22 protein-coding genes are annotated in these 14613 nt (G+C 39.1%); 14 read left to right on the forward strand and 8 right to left on the reverse strand.

What is annotated here, in order from left to right; translation table 11 throughout:
• Nucleotides 1-64: 64 nt before the first annotated feature.
• Nucleotides 65-1627, reverse strand: a complete 1563-nt coding sequence (murJ, locus tag AAEU29_RS05590) for a murein biosynthesis integral membrane protein MurJ (RefSeq protein WP_421972419.1) — start codon at nucleotides 1625-1627, stop codon at nucleotides 65-67.
• Between the two features lie 288 nt (nucleotides 1628-1915).
• Between murJ and rpsT the strand changes: the two genes are divergently transcribed.
• Complete coding sequence (gene rpsT, locus AAEU29_RS05595; protein ID WP_274763246.1) at nucleotides 1916-2176, forward strand: 30S ribosomal protein S20; 261 nt, start codon at nucleotides 1916-1918, stop codon at nucleotides 2174-2176.
• A 73-nt stretch (nucleotides 2177-2249) separates the two neighbouring features.
• Here rpsT and AAEU29_RS05600 read toward each other — a convergent pair whose 3' ends face one another.
• Complete coding sequence (locus tag AAEU29_RS05600) at nucleotides 2250-2630, reverse strand: response regulator (protein WP_421972420.1); 381 nt, start codon at nucleotides 2628-2630, stop codon at nucleotides 2250-2252.
• Between the two features lie 99 nt (nucleotides 2631-2729).
• Here AAEU29_RS05600 and AAEU29_RS05605 point away from each other — a divergent pair, with 99 nt between their 5' ends.
• The 3 genes from AAEU29_RS05605 to smrA all read left to right on the forward strand — a co-directional run bounded on the left by AAEU29_RS05605 (nucleotide 2730) and on the right by smrA (nucleotide 4143).
• On the forward strand, nucleotides 2730-3185 hold the full coding sequence (locus tag AAEU29_RS05605; protein WP_421972421.1) for a hypothetical protein: 456 nt from the start codon (nucleotides 2730-2732) through the stop codon (nucleotides 3183-3185).
• 93 nt (nucleotides 3186-3278) lie between these two features.
• Nucleotides 3279-3518: a hypothetical protein gene (locus tag AAEU29_RS05610; RefSeq protein ID WP_274763243.1), complete on the forward strand. Its 240-nt coding sequence runs from the start codon at nucleotides 3279-3281 to the stop codon at nucleotides 3516-3518.
• 49 nt (nucleotides 3519-3567) lie between these two features.
• Complete coding sequence (gene smrA / locus AAEU29_RS05615; protein WP_421972422.1) at nucleotides 3568-4143, forward strand: DNA endonuclease SmrA; 576 nt, start codon at nucleotides 3568-3570, stop codon at nucleotides 4141-4143.
• Between the two features lie 14 nt (nucleotides 4144-4157).
• Here the strand turns inward: smrA and AAEU29_RS05620 are convergent, their stop codons facing one another.
• Together AAEU29_RS05620 and AAEU29_RS05625 are read right to left on the reverse strand one after the other, a co-directional pair.
• Nucleotides 4158-4292 carry a hypothetical protein gene (locus AAEU29_RS05620; RefSeq protein ID WP_274763241.1) on the reverse strand — a complete coding sequence of 45 codons (135 nt, stop codon included), beginning with the start codon at nucleotides 4290-4292 and terminating at the stop codon, nucleotides 4158-4160.
• 122 nt (nucleotides 4293-4414) lie between these two features.
• Entirely contained in the window at nucleotides 4415-5332 is a 918-nt protein-coding gene (locus AAEU29_RS05625; RefSeq protein ID WP_421972423.1) for a 2-hydroxyacid dehydrogenase, read from the reverse strand.
• Between the two features lie 155 nt (nucleotides 5333-5487).
• On the opposite strand from AAEU29_RS05625, the gene AAEU29_RS05630 reads away from it, so the two are divergent.
• The gene (locus tag AAEU29_RS05630) at nucleotides 5488-6135 is read left to right on the forward strand and encodes an OmpW/AlkL family protein (RefSeq protein WP_274763239.1); all 648 of its coding nucleotides are present in this window, start codon (nucleotides 5488-5490) and stop codon (nucleotides 6133-6135) included.
• Nucleotides 6136-6226: 91 nt separating this feature from the next.
• Here the strand turns inward: AAEU29_RS05630 and AAEU29_RS05635 are convergent, their stop codons facing one another.
• Nucleotides 6227-6832: a peroxiredoxin C gene (locus AAEU29_RS05635; protein WP_274763238.1), complete on the reverse strand. Its 606-nt coding sequence runs from the start codon at nucleotides 6830-6832 to the stop codon at nucleotides 6227-6229.
• A 357-nt stretch (nucleotides 6833-7189) separates the two neighbouring features.
• Nucleotides 7190-7912 (reverse strand): fatty acid metabolism transcriptional regulator FadR, encoded by a 723-nt coding sequence (fadR, locus tag AAEU29_RS05640; RefSeq protein ID WP_274763237.1) that lies wholly within the window; start codon nucleotides 7910-7912, stop codon nucleotides 7190-7192.
• A 271-nt stretch (nucleotides 7913-8183) separates the two neighbouring features.
• Here fadR and dsbB point away from each other — a divergent pair, with 271 nt between their 5' ends.
• Both dsbB and AAEU29_RS05650 read left to right on the forward strand, forming a co-directional pair.
• Nucleotides 8184-8708 carry a disulfide bond formation protein DsbB gene (dsbB, locus tag AAEU29_RS05645; RefSeq protein ID WP_274763236.1) on the forward strand — a complete coding sequence of 175 codons (525 nt, stop codon included), beginning with the start codon at nucleotides 8184-8186 and terminating at the stop codon, nucleotides 8706-8708.
• A gap of 1 nt (nucleotide 8709) precedes the next feature.
• Nucleotides 8710-9012 carry a DUF6170 family protein gene (locus tag AAEU29_RS05650; RefSeq protein ID WP_372766904.1) on the forward strand — a complete coding sequence of 101 codons (303 nt, stop codon included), beginning with the start codon at nucleotides 8710-8712 and terminating at the stop codon, nucleotides 9010-9012.
• Nucleotides 9013-9044: 32 nt separating this feature from the next.
• On the opposite strand, the gene AAEU29_RS05655 is transcribed toward AAEU29_RS05650, so the two are convergent.
• Nucleotides 9045-9365, reverse strand: a complete 321-nt coding sequence (locus tag AAEU29_RS05655; protein ID WP_421972424.1) for a ComEA family DNA-binding protein — start codon at nucleotides 9363-9365, stop codon at nucleotides 9045-9047.
• A 161-nt stretch (nucleotides 9366-9526) separates the two neighbouring features.
• Here AAEU29_RS05655 and AAEU29_RS05660 point away from each other — a divergent pair, with 161 nt between their 5' ends.
• From AAEU29_RS05660 to AAEU29_RS05675, 4 genes are read left to right on the forward strand one after another with little or no spacing between them, the layout of a single operon-like run.
• Nucleotides 9527-10261, forward strand: a complete 735-nt coding sequence (locus AAEU29_RS05660; protein ID WP_421972425.1) for a TrmH family RNA methyltransferase — start codon at nucleotides 9527-9529, stop codon at nucleotides 10259-10261.
• A gap of 3 nt (nucleotides 10262-10264) precedes the next feature.
• Complete coding sequence (locus tag AAEU29_RS05665) at nucleotides 10265-10999, forward strand: 5-oxoprolinase subunit PxpA (RefSeq protein ID WP_421972426.1); 735 nt, start codon at nucleotides 10265-10267, stop codon at nucleotides 10997-10999.
• Nucleotides 10992-11684 carry a 5-oxoprolinase subunit PxpB gene (pxpB, locus tag AAEU29_RS05670; RefSeq protein ID WP_421972427.1) on the forward strand — a complete coding sequence of 231 codons (693 nt, stop codon included), beginning with the start codon at nucleotides 10992-10994 and terminating at the stop codon, nucleotides 11682-11684. The genes AAEU29_RS05665 and pxpB overlap by 8 nt, the downstream gene beginning before the upstream one ends.
• The gene (locus tag AAEU29_RS05675) at nucleotides 11677-12609 is read left to right on the forward strand and encodes a 5-oxoprolinase subunit C family protein (RefSeq protein ID WP_421972428.1); all 933 of its coding nucleotides are present in this window, start codon (nucleotides 11677-11679) and stop codon (nucleotides 12607-12609) included. The genes pxpB and AAEU29_RS05675 overlap by 8 nt, the downstream gene beginning before the upstream one ends.
• Before the next feature lie 70 nt (nucleotides 12610-12679).
• Here AAEU29_RS05675 and AAEU29_RS05680 read toward each other — a convergent pair whose 3' ends face one another.
• Nucleotides 12680-13129, reverse strand: coding sequence for an Hsp20 family protein (locus tag AAEU29_RS05680; protein WP_421972429.1), 450 nt, complete (start codon nucleotides 13127-13129; stop codon nucleotides 12680-12682).
• Nucleotides 13130-13408: 279 nt separating this feature from the next.
• Here AAEU29_RS05680 and AAEU29_RS05685 point away from each other — a divergent pair, with 279 nt between their 5' ends.
• From AAEU29_RS05685 to AAEU29_RS05695, 3 genes are all read left to right on the forward strand, one after another.
• A complete protein-coding gene (locus tag AAEU29_RS05685; protein ID WP_421972430.1) occupies nucleotides 13409-13840 on the forward strand; it encodes a TlpA family protein disulfide reductase in 432 nt (143 codons plus the stop codon).
• A gap of 57 nt (nucleotides 13841-13897) precedes the next feature.
• Entirely contained in the window at nucleotides 13898-14176 is a 279-nt protein-coding gene (gene ppiC / locus AAEU29_RS05690) for a peptidylprolyl isomerase PpiC (protein WP_100912954.1), read from the forward strand.
• A gap of 139 nt (nucleotides 14177-14315) precedes the next feature.
• On the forward strand, nucleotides 14316-14582 hold the full coding sequence (locus tag AAEU29_RS05695) for a GrxA family glutaredoxin (protein ID WP_010560676.1): 267 nt from the start codon (nucleotides 14316-14318) through the stop codon (nucleotides 14580-14582).
• Nucleotides 14583-14613 lie beyond the last annotated feature (31 nt).

Genomic DNA, 14613 nt, shown 5'->3' on the forward strand with positions numbered 1-14613 from the left:
AGAAACCTCAAAAAAAGTGAATTCAAATTTAAGCGCCCGATTATAGACTTTTTTTACTCGATTATCAGTTAATATTTTTTATTTGTCCGAATCGCACACCCATTAATAACAAGAGTACAAAATAAACAACGACAGCAGATACAATAAATCCACTTAACAGTATCACTTGCTGAGTAAATCCTTGCTGTTGCCAAACAAAATACTCTTGTAATTGATACACAGCAACAAACATCAAAACACTTGAAATAAGGCATTTAATAAAAAACCAACTAGTGTCTTTTGATACGCGGTAAACCTGCTGTTTTTGTAAAAAATAATAAAGCAAAATTGCGTTACAGGTTGCTGAAAGCGATGTGGCAAGTGCCAACCCTAAATAACCAAAAATAGGCGCTAACATTAAATTAAACACCATATTTAACACCATTGCCGCAACACCAATTTTGGCAGGTGTTTTAGTATTTTGTTTTGCGTAAAAAGCAGGTGCTAGCACTTTAATTAACATAAAACTTAAAAGGCCAGTAGCATACGCTGTTACGCCCATAGCCACTTTATCTACATGATTACCACTTGCCATAAATTCGCCATGGCCAAATAACACATTGATAATGATGGGAGCTAACGCAATTAAACCAAAACAGGCAGGAATACCAAGCCACATAACAAATCTTACCCCCCAATCCACAGTCGCCTGAAATTGTCGCGGGTCATCATTTACATGTAATTTAGACAAGGTTGGCAAAATAACCGTTGCGATACCAATGCCAAACAAGCCAAGTGGAAATTCAATTAAACGGTCAGAGTAATAAAGCCAAGCGACAGAGCCGGTAACTAAAAACGATGCTATTACAGTATCGAGCAATAAATTAATTTGGCTTACTGATACACCAAACATCGCGGGCAACATTAACGTACGCACTTTTTTTACGTTTTTATCGCGCCAGGCAAACTTTGGTTTTACCAGCACCTTGTTATTTCGTAAAAATGGCAATTGAAACAACAGTTGCACTACGCCGCCAATAAACACACCAAGCGCCATCGCAAACGCGCCAAATTCAAATTTATCGTGAAAATAATACGCACAAAAGATGATAGAAATGTTTAATAACACAGGCGTAAATGCAGCGACTGAAAACTGGTTATAAACATTTAGAACCGCGCCAGAAAGTGCAACTAGACTGACAAAAAATAAATACGGAAAAGTCAGTTTAAGCATTTGGCTAAAAAGTTCATACTTAAACCCTTCATTTCCGCCTGCTAGGTATTCATTGTACCAACCTGGCGCAAAAATCGCCGCCACAACACCTGAACCAATAACACCTAAAATAGTGACAATTAATAAAACCGTACCAAGCGTACCTGCGGCTTGTGCTACAAATAAACGCACGCCATTATCACCGTCTTTTTCTTTCACCTCGGTCAATACGGGTACAAACGCTTGCGCAAACGCCCCTTCTGCAAATAAGCGACGTAAGAAATTAGGAATTTTATTAGCAAACAAGAAGATATCGGCAGCAGCTCCCGCACCAAGTAAATGCGCGGTGACAGCATCACGTACTAATCCTAAAATACGTGATAAAAAGGTCATGAAACTCACAACCATACCAGATCGAAATAGGCCTTTCGCCACTGTCCCACCTATATTTTTAAGACATAAAGTAAATTCAGTCCCTCAGTATGCCACAAACTGCTACAATGATGACACCGAGGTATTCACTTTGTAGCGATAATTTATCTTGTTAAGTACTAGTATTAATAAGTGCTTATTTGATATACTCCCGCCACTTGTTCGGTTGAGGCAAGCCAGTACAGCTTTTAAGCTAAACAAAAGTACAAAAGTAATTGACTTTTGCACTTTATATTGGCATATTCCTCGGCCTTTAAATTAAGCTTATTTTAAGATTGTTAGGAGCAAACCTTGGCTAACATCAAGTCTGCAAAAAAACGTGCTATTACGAGCGAAAAGCGTCGTCAGCACAACGCAAGCCGTCGTTCAATGATGCGTACTTTCTTCAAGAAAGTAGTTGCTGAAATCGAAGCGGGTAACAAAGAAGGCGCGCAAGCAGCTTTCGAAAAAGTAGTTCCAGTTTTAGACCGTTACGCAACTAAAGGTCTAATTCACAAGAACAAAGCAGCTCGTAGCAAGAGCCGTCTTGCTGCAAAAATTAAAGCACTTTAATTAGTACTTAATTTTGCAAATAAAAAAACCGGTTAACACCGGTTTTTTTATGCCTGAAATTCAAGCTAAAAAATTAAATCGCCAGTTCAGGCATTAATTTTTTCAAAATGCCCGCAATCTTTTTTGGGGAAAACGGTTTAACAACAAACCCTTTTGCGCCTCGTTCAATTGCATCTTTTACATTTTCAACTGTTGAATGCGCCGATACCATTACAACATTTGCTTCTGGCGATATCGCATTGATTTCTTTAATCAATTCTTTGCCATCACCATCTGGTAATTCAATATCTAAAAATATAACGTCATACTGTTTATTTTTAATTTTTTCTAAGCATGCTTGTGCTGTCGAAGCTTCATCGATATTTGCTAAACCAAAGTGAATTAATGTTTGGTGAAGAAAATTTCTCACTGTCCCTACATCGTCTACTATTAAAATAGCGTGCTCACCACTCATAAATCGTCCCGTATTTATTAATGAATTATAATGTTAAACTTATATACTTATAATTCAGATCACAAATTAATGACACTATTGTCAAACGAATTAATACATATGTCTATTAAAATTAAGCGCCAGTCGCTCATGGGCGGCTCAACAAACAAGAAAAAAGTAAAACAGCGTACAGCCCCAAAAAGCAGTATGCAACCTCAGCCTGCTGTTGCCAATCAACAAACGACTTCAAAGCCGTTAGTTGCAACTAAAGAGGCTAAATCAAAAAAAGGCATTTGGTTAACTTTAGCCTTTATTGCAATTGCAGCACTTATTATTCCAAAGCCACAGATGATCTCTTACCAAAAGCTTAATGTCGTTGGCACCAGTATCTATTGGCCTGGTTTTCTAGGTCTTCCTGCAACTATTTTAGATTCTGATTTAACGCTTGCTGGCGAAATTGAACAAGGCAAGATCTACTTATGCGATAACATTAACCAAAACGTAGGATGTCATAAATATCAAATAGTTAAGCGAGAAGGTTTTATTTCTGTTTTAACACACCTATTTTCGGATTAGTTTTTTTTATTTGAAAATTGTAGATTTTCTCGTTTGAAGAAAACACTAAATGCTCCGATAATTCTCGCCACTTAGAATTATCGGAGGCACCAAGTGGAAAACTTTATCTTTTTATCAACAAACCTTGTTATTGTCGCTTTATGTATTGGTGCCTTTTTTATTAGTAATACTAAGGTTATCAAGCTGTTTGCAGCAATTTCATTGGTATCGCTTTTTGTTATGCAAAGCATGACAACGGATCCACAACAACATTTATCAAATATCACTCTAATTTTGATTAATGCATTTTACCTTTTTAAGGTTTATACACAGTATCAGCTAGAACAGAACTAAGCATAAAGATACAATAGCGGCATGATTTCGTAATTTTCGGGGCCATGCCATGTCTAATTCAGACTCTGATTTCTTCCTTCAGCAAATGGCTGATGTTACACCGTTAAAGCAAGATGCAATAACAACCCCTAGCACTAATGCAAAAAACGCGCTGAATAATTTCTTCAAGCAACAAAGTAGTAAACAAATAAGCCTGCTTAATGATGCGCTAACAAATACACAAGTTACTTTTATCGCTCCTGACGACTATATCAGCTTTAAGTCACCTGGGTTACAAGCCGGCGTATTTAAGAATCTGCGTTTAGCCAAATACGATATTGATGCAAAAATAGAGCTGCAAGGTCTATCAATAAAAGAAGCACAAGATACCTTAATAAATGAACTAACGCTGTGCCACCGCAGAAACATCCGTATGGTATTAATAAAACACGGCGTCGGTAAAGAGAATACCGAGCAACCAGCCAAAATGAAAAGCTATGTTAATGCCTGGTTGGTTCACTTTCCGTTTGTTCTTGGTTTTCATACAGCGCAAACCCACCATGGTGGCTATAGCGCGGTTTATGTGTTGCTGAGTAAAAATGAGCAAGCTAAATTAGCGAATAGAGAAATTCACGCAAAAAAATAAGGCTCAATTGAGCCTTATTCTGCATTTGTTACTACTGTAGTTTGGTTTACGGCTTCATCAGCCTGAGTGAACCAAGCACTCACTCCTAAAAAAGCAACCAATAAAGCGACTGAGCTTAATTTGATGCCTTTTGTCATTGCGCGGTGCATAACTCCCCCAAAAATGTATTTTTATTATTGTTTTTTAGTACATAATCTGTACTGGACAATCATTCTAAACAATTTACAAATTTTAACAACCCATTAAAGTGCTGGTTTTACAACCAGTATTTTTAATAACCTAGGTCTTTATTCACTACATTCAACAAAGGTTGGTTTTGCATTAGTCTCAAATAGTTTTCACATAGCTGCTGAGTAACTGTATCCACATTACTCAAAGCAGAACAATGTGGTGTAATTGTCACACAAGCATGCTGCCAAAATGCATGAGATTTTGGTAATGGCTCGACGCTAAAGACGTCTAAAATCGCATGCGCCACATGATTAATACTTAATGCCTTTAGCAAACTTTGCTCTTCAACGATATTACCCCGTGCAACATTAATCAAAACAACCCCTTCTTTTACTTTTGCTAAAAAGTCATGATTAATAAAGTGTGTTGTTTCTTTTGTGGCTGGTAGTAAGCACACAATATAGTCTGCATTTTGTATCGCGTCGGTTAATTGATCGCTGCCATAACAATTAACGTTTGCTAATGACTTTTTCGTCCGTGACCATACAGAAACATCAAAACCATTTAGGTGTAATAAATTCGCACAAGCTGAACCTAACTGCCCTGCTCCTAAAATAGTTACTTTATTACCAGCACGCGCTCTTTTCGGTTTCCACTCGCGTTTTATTTGCTGTTTAAAATAAGTTTCTACACGGTGCTGATACGCCAAAATATGTGTAAGAACATAGCGGCTCATATCTTTTGCAAGATTTTCATCCACTATGCGGGTAATCGGTACGTCAGGTAGCCCATCATACTGTAATATGCTGTCGACACCTGCGCCAAAAGAAGCGATTGCTTTACAATTTGTATAGGGCGCTAACGATCCTTTAGGAGGTTGCCAAGCCACAATGTATTCAACTTCCTGGGGTTCTTTTACATTTGGCCATACTTCAATTGTGGTGTTTGGTAATAAATTTTGGAATTTAGCAATGAGTTTATCGAGATTACGATTGGGAATTACTAATAAAATACTCATAAATGAACTCAACTTGGCCAAAAACTTAATCTAAATCAAATTCTAATGTGACTGAATACCTTTTGACTATCAAAACTTGATCTAGAACAGCTTTTAATTTTTTCAGCTACCGATAATAGCCACATCAAAACAAAAGATGATTCGGGAGATTATCGATGAAAAAATTACTAACTACAGCACTACTTACTTCAGGTCTATTAGCAGCTCCAGCAATGGCTAACCTTAGCGTTAACGTAGGTGCAATCCACGTTAATCCTGATAGCAGCGCAAGCCCTCTAAGCTTAGATGGCACAGGTGTAACAGTAGATAGCAATACACAGTTAGGTATTACTTTTGACTATGCGCTAAACGACAATTGGGTTGTAGAGCTAGTTGCAGCAACACCTTTTAGTCATGACATTAACGGCTCTGGCGGTTTAAATGGCGTAGCAATCGGTTCAACAAAACACCTACCACCGTCACTATTTGCTCAGTACCACTTTGGTAGCGCAGACAGCCAGTTCCGTCCTTTCGTGGGTCTTGGCGCAAACTATACAATTTTCTTCAGCGAAGAAGTTGATGGTGAGCTTAAAGCGGCACTAGGCACAGATGATGTTGAACTTAAACTTGATGATTCATTCGGTTTAGCTGCTCAAGTAGGTGCAAACTACTCAATCAATGATAAATGGGGCATTCACGTAATGGCATCATACATTGACATCAACACTGATGCAGAAGTGTGGGCTAACGGTCAAAAAGCGGTTACTTCAGACGTAGCAATCGACCCATTCGTATTTATGCTTGGTGCTAAATACAAATTCTAATCAGAATTTACACTATAAAAAAATCCGGCAATTGCCGGATTTTTTTATATCTTTTAAAAGCTGTTAATTAAAACAGCTCAACGAATAAGACTTATAGGTCGCCTTCGTTTTCAGAAAGGAAAGCAGCAACGCCAGCTGGGCTTGCGTCCATACCTTTTTTACCTTCTTCCCAACCAGCTGGACACACTTCACCGTGCTCAGTGTGGAATGCTAGTGCGTCAACCATACGAAGCATTTCGTCGATGTTACGACCTAGTGGTAAATCGTTAACTACTTGGTGACGTACGTTACCTTCTTCATCGATTAGGAAAGAACCACGGAAAGCAACGCCAGCTTCTGGGTGCTCAACGTCGTATGCTTTACAGATTTCGTGCTTAACGTCAGCAACTAGTGCGTATTTAACTGGACCAATACCGCCTTCGTTAACTGGCGTGTTACGCCATGCGTTGTGTGAGAATTGAGAATCGATAGAAACACCGATAACTTCTACGCCACGCTTTTGGAATTCTTCGAAACGCTTGTCAAAAGCGATTAGCTCTGAAGGACATACGAAAGTAAAGTCTAATGGGTAAAAGAAAACAACTGCTTTTTTACCTTTGATTGCTTCGTGTAAGTTGTAGCTATCTACGATTTCACCGTTGCCTAAAACTGCTGCAGCTGTAAAGTCTGGTGCCTTGCGGCCTACTAATACGCCCATTATTTTCTCCAATTATTTATAATGAAATATCCAGTTGTGATGATTTAACATCATCTCTGGCAATAAATATAATGCCTAAATAAAAAAAACCAAGTGGGCTTGGCTTTTATTTTTAACTTAAGAAAGTGTAACGAATCAGTACACTTAAAGATAATCAATTAAAACGATAAGGCCATTCGATAAAAACGATTATGATAGAAATCACACTATCGTGCGTTCTTGTTTATCAATCATTGTTGTTTTTGCACGACGCTTTTCTTACGGTAGGTAAGAGGTGTCACCTACCTTGCTATCTCAGCAATAAAAACAAAAAAGCCAGCAAACTTGCTGGCTTTTTTAAAGTAAGATTGCGGTAAATTACGCATCTTGCTCCATAATATCTTCTGGCATAGTTTCTCTAATTTCTTGCCACAATGCGCCAGACTCTAAACCGTATTTACGCACTAAGAAAATAGACTCATCAAATTTATTTTGCTCTGCTAATGCTTTTAACTCTGCAAAAAACTTAAGCGCTAACTTTCGCGTACGCTCATCGGCAAAGTAATGGCGCGCTATACGTGCGTAGAATCCTTTAAAACCATTTAACGTTAGTACGTAAATTGGGTTGCCACAGGCAAATGCCAGTTCGTGGTGCATGCGGTAGTCGTAATCTGCAAACGCTTCAGCTGTGTCGGCTAAATCATCTGCACGAGTCAGTGTTTCGATTACTTTATCTGGATTTGTTTTAATCGCTGAACGCGTATAAATTGCACTAATATTGGTGCGCGCTGAAAGCAGCTGATCAATTAACTCGGGTACTTTAGTTGAGTCTAATTTTGCAAGCGTTTCAAGAATATTAAGGCCTGAGGTTTCCCAATAGTTATTAACACGTGTTGGTTTACCGTGTTGAATTGTCAACCAGCCATCTCGCGCTAAACGCTGTAGCACTTCACGTAAAGTTGTACGTGTTACACCTATAAGCTCTGAAAGCTCACGCTCTGCTGGTAAAATTGAACCTGGCGCAAATTCGCCGTTCCAAATCGATTCAACTATATATTCCTCAGCAAATCCCGCAGGGCTTTTGGCTTTAAAAATTCTCATGAAGTGTCCAGTCGTTCTTGTAATGCTTTTTTAATCAAACTGATTGTACCAGATGCGATTGTTTGCACAAGCAAATAAATGCATAAGATAAAATAGTCTGTAAACTGTTTTTACCAAAGCTCTGTTAATGTTTGTAACGCATTTCACAATACAAAAATCACGCAAACCTTAATATTTACGCGGTTTTACAAAATTCCATCGAAAATTCGTGCGAAGCAGTCACGTTTTTTTTATAGTGTGCCCCATTATTAACAAATAATTAGTAACGCCTATGTTATCAAAACTTGCTTACTGGCCTGAACAGCGCTTACCTTGGCTTTTATTGGCAGGCATCGCGCTCATCCTTGAAGGCGCTGCACTTTTCTTCCAATATGCTATGGATTTAGGGCCATGCGTAATGTGTATTTACCAACGTACCGCGATGCTGGGTTTATTATTTGCTGGTATTGCGGGTGCCATTAAACCGCAAAATATTTTTGCCCGTGTTATCGGATTTGCACTTTGGGCTATTTCTGCAATTTGGGGTTACTTAATTGCAGCAGAACATATCGCTATGCAAAATAATACTGACCCATTTGCCTTTGCAGGTTGTGCCTTTGAGCCAAATTTCCCTGAGTTTTTACCACTGCATCAATGGATGCCATGGTTTTTTGAGGTTACGGGTGATTGCGGCAATATCAGTTGGCAATTCCTAGGACTAAGTATGCCAGGCTGGATGCAAGTGATCTTTGCGATTGCAAGCGTAGTATTATTTGTAGTGTTAATCACACGATTACTTTTCGCTAAAAAGATTTAATATGTATTTCTCGACAAAGAATATTTCGGAACTAAATGGTTTATCTGTCAAACAACGACAAGAAGTAATTCACAAAGCAGTTGCAAATTTACCTGCAGGAAAAAAGATAACGTTAAACGTTGTTAAAATTGCTTGCTTAACACCAATATTTTTATTGCTAGCAAATATTGAATCTTGGTGGTTGCTGTTATATTTGTTGATTGTGGGTATATGCTACCCATTAATCACCACGCCATTGACACTGATGTTCATTAAGCCACTTTTGGCAAATGCACGAAAAGAGCTTGAAGCTAACAACGAATAAAGGGGCAAATGCCCCTTTTAATTTTATCAATGTTAAAAAACGACTCGTCCTTTCAATTTAGCAATTGAGCGTTCTCCAAACCCTTTTATTTCTGACAACTGCTCTAGTGATTTTATCTTCCCGTTTTGTTCACGGTAATTAATAATACGCAGCGCCCGAGACTCACCTATGCCCGGTAAAGTTGCCAACTCCTTAGCATTCGCTGTGTTTAAATTTATTAGTTCACTTTTAACAAGCTTTGTAACTTTTGTATCTGCAGGGTTCACTTCTTTGGGTGCTGCTGAAACAGGTAAAAGCGTAGAAGATACAATTAAAGATAGTGCGCCAAGTACTGGCAGTGAAAGTAATTTCATAACGCGCTCCTTTGCGTTGAGGTTCAAACCATTTGAACAATTTAGAGATATAAAGCATTTGCTTTACACTTTTAGGTATAGGTCAAAAATTCTTGTTGTCAAAACCCTTCCGCCTAAAGCGATGAGTGATATAATTTTGGGAGAATTAAGAAGGGTACATTATGATCTCTAAAAACCAGCTAAAACAATTACGTGCGTTATCTCAAAAAAAACAGCGCAAGTTACAAAATTTATTTTTAGTGCAAGGTGAAAAAAACGTACTCGAATTACTAAATAGCGATTTAGTCATTGAACAGCTTTTTGCTACCCAAATTTTTTGCGAAAAGCACGCATCACAATTAACTGGCCTCAATATCATCACTTGTGAAGAAGAGGAACTTGCTAAGGCAAGTACCCTAGTTAGTAATAATGCTGCCATTGCGATTGTAGAAACGCCAAAACAAAGTGAGCCAAATAGCCAAGGTATTTCCATTGTACTTGATGGCGTTGCCGACCCTGGCAATTTAGGCACTATTATTCGCGTGACCGACTGGTATGGCATTAAGGAACTGATTTTAAGCCCCGACTGTGCCGACCCTTATAATCCAAAAGTGATCAGCGCAACGATGGGCAGCTTTACCCGCGTCAACATTATTCAAACTGAATTAACTGACTATTTTAGTAAGCAAACTCGTCCTGTCTATGGAGCGTACTTAGGCGGCGAAAGCATTCACTCAACCCAGTTTGAAAGCGACTTAATTTTAGTGATGGGCAGCGAATCACATGGCATTCGCGAGCATATTGCCAGTGCGATTACTAAAAAAGTAACCATTCCGGCATTTGGTCAGGCTGAATCACTCAATGTTGCTATGGCTAGCGGCATAATTCTCGATAACATTAAACGCTGCCAAGGATAAACCATGAAGCTCAATTGCGATTTAGGGGAAAGTTTTGGTCAATACTCACTAGGTTGTGATGAACAAGCTATGGCAATAATTGATATGGCCAATATCGCTTGTGGCTTTCACGCAAGCGACCCAAATGTGATGGCGCATACACTGAGTCTAGCGAAACTACATAATGTAGAGATTGGTGCTCACCCAAGTTACCCCGATAGGCAAGGTTTCGGCAGGCGCAGCATGCAATTATCAACTACCGAGCTTACCAATTTATTGCACTATCAAATTGCTACGCTTGAAGGCATGGCAAAAGTAAAAGGGCTTAGTCTTAGCTATGTAAAGCCGCACGGCGCACTTTATAACGATATGATGGCAAACTCGGAGTTACTTACCACCATTGCAAATGCAATCGCAAGTTACCCTTGTGAGTTAAAGTTAATGGTGCTAAGTAAAGTCGATAACAGCCAAGTCACTCGCATCGCTGAACTAGCCGGTATTGAGTTACTGTTTGAAGTTTTCGCTGATAGGCAATACAACCCTGATGGCTCGTTAGTATCACGCAATCTTGCAGGTGCTGTGCACAATGAAACCAAGTTACTTGAGCAAGTGAGTGAGATAAAGCAATTTGGCACGATCACCACCCGTGATGGCGGTAAGTTAACACTGCAATGCGACTCGCTATGTGTACACGGTGACAACCCAAGTGCTATCGCTCAAATTACCAAGATAAAGCAGCTACTTGCAGAACATGGCTGATCCCAAATACCGTATCATTGATGCGAGCGAAAATGCCGTATTAGTTTATTTAAGTGATATTATTTCAAGCGAGCAATCGCAAAAGCTCGCGGCCTTTTCACACGCTTTAAAGGCATCACTGGGTGAATTAATTGTTGATGTGACCATTTCCTACACCAGTGCGTTAGTTACTTATCAAAGCCTTAGTATTGATCACTTCTCAATAAAGCAAAAAATTAAAAGCATACTTACCCAGCTAAACGATATTTCATTTTCAGTAAAACAAATCGAGTTACCCGCCTATTATAATAGCGAAGTAGGTGCTGATCTAAACGCCATGGCAAAAGCAAAAAACCTGACTGTAACTGATATTATCAAATACCACAGCGAGCAAATTTACAGTGTATTTGCCATTGGTTTTGCTCCTGGTTTTGCATTTTTAGGTGAAGTAAACCCAATACTTGCCACTCCACGCCTTGCGACTCCTCGTAAAAAAGTAGCCAAGGGTTCAATCGCCATCGCGGATAGGCAAACTGCGGTTTATCCAGCTGCTTCACCCGGTGGTTGGAATCTTATTGGCAACTGCCCTATTTCACTGTTTGATGCAGCGAATACCCCACCTTTGCCTTTTAATATTGGTGATAGCGTGAAGTTTATACCGATTGAGCGAAACGAATTTATTCGCTTAGGAGGTCAGATTGACTAGCGTACTCAAAGTGATAAATCCGGGGCTCTATTGCTGTGTTCAAGATTTGGGGCGGTTCGGGCAAAACCATTTAGGCCTTACCACCGGTGGATGCCACGACCCGTATGCCTTTAAAGTTGCCAATGCCCTTGTTGGCAACCCAATTAATAGCCCAGCACTTGAATTAACGCTTGGCGGCTTTCGCGCCGAAGTACTAGCGCCAATAACAATTGCACTTACAGGGCCAAACGTCGGGTTTACGATTAACAATAAAAGCCAAGCGCTTTGGCAAAGTATTCAAGTAACACGGGGTGATATAATTGTAATTGCAACGCCTAACATTGGCTTGCGGCACACGCTTGCAATCTCGGGTGGAATCAAGGCGCGGTCACACTTTACCAGTGTTAGTACTGTCATGCGTGAAGGACTTGGCTGCAAAATTGAAGCTAACACACTGATAAAACAGCAAGCACCTCGTTTTACAAAACAAAAGGTTTTGCCTGCTAATTTAATACCCAACTATTGCCAAAACACACCGCTTAATATGGTGCTTGCGCTGCAACATCATGAATTTTCAGCGGCTGATTTAAACCGCTTTTTAAGTTCAAGTTATACCGTAACTGGGCAAAGTGACCGCATGGGTTATCGTTTACAAGGCGCGACATTAGAAAGCCCTGCCGGTGCGCGCTTTTCTGAGGGCATTAACCTAGGTGCCATACAAGTCCCTGCCGATGGCCAACCCATAGTACTTTTAAATGATCGTCAAACCATTGGTGGCTATCCGAAACTAGGTTCAGTCACTGCATTAGATTGTGCAAACTTATTACAAAAACGCGCAGGTGATGAAGTGACATTTAATGCGATTAGCATTGAAAAAGCGCAAAACTTTAATCACCTCGCCCAAGTCAAATTACAACGTGCGCTCGATGCTCTAAAGCAATCCTAAAAGGAATTGGTAATAAAACTAAAAAAGCGCCTTACGGCGCTTTTTGTGGTTGGGAAATCTGTTTTAAAGTTTATGCTTCTTCAAGTAATGCTTGCGGCGAGTTAATGGCAATTTTACGTGGTTTATGCGCTTCTGGAATTTCACGAAGCAAAGTAATGTTCAATAAACCGTTTTCTAAATTTGCGCCAACAACTTTAACATGATCGCCCAACTGGAATTTGTGCTCAAAGTTTCGCTCAGCAATGCCTTGGTGAATAAATTTACGCTCAGCTTGCGACTCTTTTTCTGCTTTCACGCCCGATACTTTTAGCGTGTTTTTCTCTGTTTCAATGGTTAACTCAGATTCTAAAAAGCCTGCAACAGCCATGGTGATTTGATAGTCATTTTCACCTAAAAGCTCAATATTGTAAGGTGGAAAATTTGATTGTTTGGTATTGCGGCTCGCGTTATCCATCATTTGAGCTAAGTGATCAAAACCGATGAAAGAACGATAAAGTGGAGATAGATCTAAATTACGCATAGTATATATCCTCATAAAGCGATAATTGTCTTAAAAACGACTCTCCTAAAGCGGACAAGTCTTAAATAAAGTCAGGTAATTCAATTTGTTACCTGAGTAGAAAACCCTTATGGCGTCTTCATAACTAGATATGTGGTGGCTAAATTCTTTTTCAAGGTATTAATTTAAATTTTTTTAATTAACCGCCTAAACTTCACCTTTAGAGAACACTTCAACCCTATGAAATTAAAAATAAAAAGTATCATTTCAAATATTTTATTTTTTTCTGTGATTTTTTTTGTGATCACCACTTTTCAGCAGCGAAACTTACTCAGTAACGACCAACCTGCGCCCTATTTTAATTTAGAGACACTAGAAACCGGCAAGCGAGTATCCATTAAATCGCTACAAAACCAACAAACGGTGATTTATTTTTTTGCCCCTTGGTGCACCGTATGCAAACTCAGCATGCCAAACCTCGATAAACTGGCTAAAAATGGCAGTATCAATGCTATAGCTATTGCCGCTAACTATGAGAGTAAACAACAGGTTGAAGCATTTGTAGATGAGCTATCCCTCAGCATGCCAGTGTTATTAGCCGATAGCCACACCGCAAGTAATTATAAAATTTCTGCGTTTCCCACTTATTATGTGATTTCAGAAGATTTAAAAATTATTGCCAAGTCGATGGGTTATTCCACAGAAATAGGCCTAAGAGCACGCAGCTTTTAGACAAAATAGCGTCTAGCCATTAAAATACGCGTATCTTAATTTGCATTCGAGAATCCAATGCCTAAAGCATGCGCGTACCACATTTTAGTTAATACTGAAAAACTCTGTTTAGAATTAAAAGAAAAGCTGAAAAAAGGGGCTGACTTTAACAAGCTTGCCAAGCAATATTCAACGTGCCCGTCGCGCAAACGCGGTGGCGACTTAGGTGAATTTAACAAGGGCGATATGGTAAAAGCATTTGATGATGTGGTTTTTAAAAAGCCATTATTTGAAGTGCACGGCCCTGTAAAAACAAAATTTGGTTATCACTTAATTAAAACGGTTTATCGTACTTAAACCTCATCTTGGGATAACAAAAACATTTTTATTTAAAACACCCATCGTTATTTGCGAATGATGCGATTGAGTTAATCAATTTCACAAAAACGTTTTTCGCTGACACAATGGGTTCATTAAATTTAAAGAGGAAAGAATAATGTTTACAGTAATTTTTGGCCGTGATGGCTGCCCATTTTGTGTTCGTGCAAAAGAATTAGCAGAGCGTTTAACTCAGGAACGCGATGATTTTAAATTCCGTTACGTAGATATTATTAAAGAAGGCGTATCTAAAGCGGATTTAGAAAAATCAGCTGGCAAGCCATGCGAAACAGTACCTCAAATCTTTTTAGATCAAAAACACATTGGCGGCTTCACTGATTTTGAAGCATACGCAAAAGAGCACTTAGGCTTATACGCTGAGTAATTATCAACACTAATGTGTTTAAAAAGTAAAA

Source organism: Pseudoalteromonas aquimarina, assembly GCF_049257255.1.
In the GTDB taxonomy this organism is placed as follows: domain Bacteria; phylum Pseudomonadota; class Gammaproteobacteria; order Enterobacterales; family Alteromonadaceae; genus Pseudoalteromonas.

Excerpts from the sequence above, each read along its gene's own strand:
- AAEU29_RS05620 (WP_274763241.1), bottom strand. The coding sequence starts at position 4,292 with ATGCACCGCGCAATGACAAAAGGCATCAAATTAAGCTCAGTCGCTTTA.
- dsbB (WP_274763236.1), top strand. The coding sequence starts at position 8,184 with ATGTTATCAAAACTTGCTTACTGGCCTGAACAGCGCTTACCTTGGCTT.
- AAEU29_RS05655 (WP_421972424.1), bottom strand. The coding sequence starts at position 9,365 with ATGAAATTACTTTCACTGCCAGTACTTGGCGCACTATCTTTAATTGTA.
- ppiC (WP_100912954.1), top strand. The coding sequence starts at position 13,898 with ATGCCTAAAGCATGCGCGTACCACATTTTAGTTAATACTGAAAAACTC.
- AAEU29_RS05680 (WP_421972429.1), bottom strand. The coding sequence starts at position 13,129 with ATGCGTAATTTAGATCTATCTCCACTTTATCGTTCTTTCATCGGTTTT.
- AAEU29_RS05600 (WP_421972420.1), bottom strand. The coding sequence starts at position 2,630 with ATGAGTGGTGAGCACGCTATTTTAATAGTAGACGATGTAGGGACAGTG.
- AAEU29_RS05605 (WP_421972421.1), top strand. The coding sequence starts at position 2,730 with ATGTCTATTAAAATTAAGCGCCAGTCGCTCATGGGCGGCTCAACAAAC.
- smrA (WP_421972422.1), top strand. The coding sequence starts at position 3,568 with ATGTCTAATTCAGACTCTGATTTCTTCCTTCAGCAAATGGCTGATGTT.
- AAEU29_RS05695 (WP_010560676.1), top strand. The coding sequence starts at position 14,316 with ATGTTTACAGTAATTTTTGGCCGTGATGGCTGCCCATTTTGTGTTCGT.
- AAEU29_RS05630 (WP_274763239.1), top strand. The coding sequence starts at position 5,488 with ATGAAAAAATTACTAACTACAGCACTACTTACTTCAGGTCTATTAGCA.
- AAEU29_RS05650 (WP_372766904.1), top strand. The coding sequence starts at position 8,710 with ATGTATTTCTCGACAAAGAATATTTCGGAACTAAATGGTTTATCTGTC.
- AAEU29_RS05635 (WP_274763238.1), bottom strand. The coding sequence starts at position 6,832 with ATGGGCGTATTAGTAGGCCGCAAGGCACCAGACTTTACAGCTGCAGCA.
- AAEU29_RS05625 (WP_421972423.1), bottom strand. The coding sequence starts at position 5,332 with ATGAGTATTTTATTAGTAATTCCCAATCGTAATCTCGATAAACTCATT.
- AAEU29_RS05660 (WP_421972425.1), top strand. The coding sequence starts at position 9,527 with ATGATCTCTAAAAACCAGCTAAAACAATTACGTGCGTTATCTCAAAAA.
- AAEU29_RS05665 (WP_421972426.1), top strand. The coding sequence starts at position 10,265 with ATGAAGCTCAATTGCGATTTAGGGGAAAGTTTTGGTCAATACTCACTA.
- fadR (WP_274763237.1), bottom strand. The coding sequence starts at position 7,912 with ATGAGAATTTTTAAAGCCAAAAGCCCTGCGGGATTTGCTGAGGAATAT.
- pxpB (WP_421972427.1), top strand. The coding sequence starts at position 10,992 with ATGGCTGATCCCAAATACCGTATCATTGATGCGAGCGAAAATGCCGTA.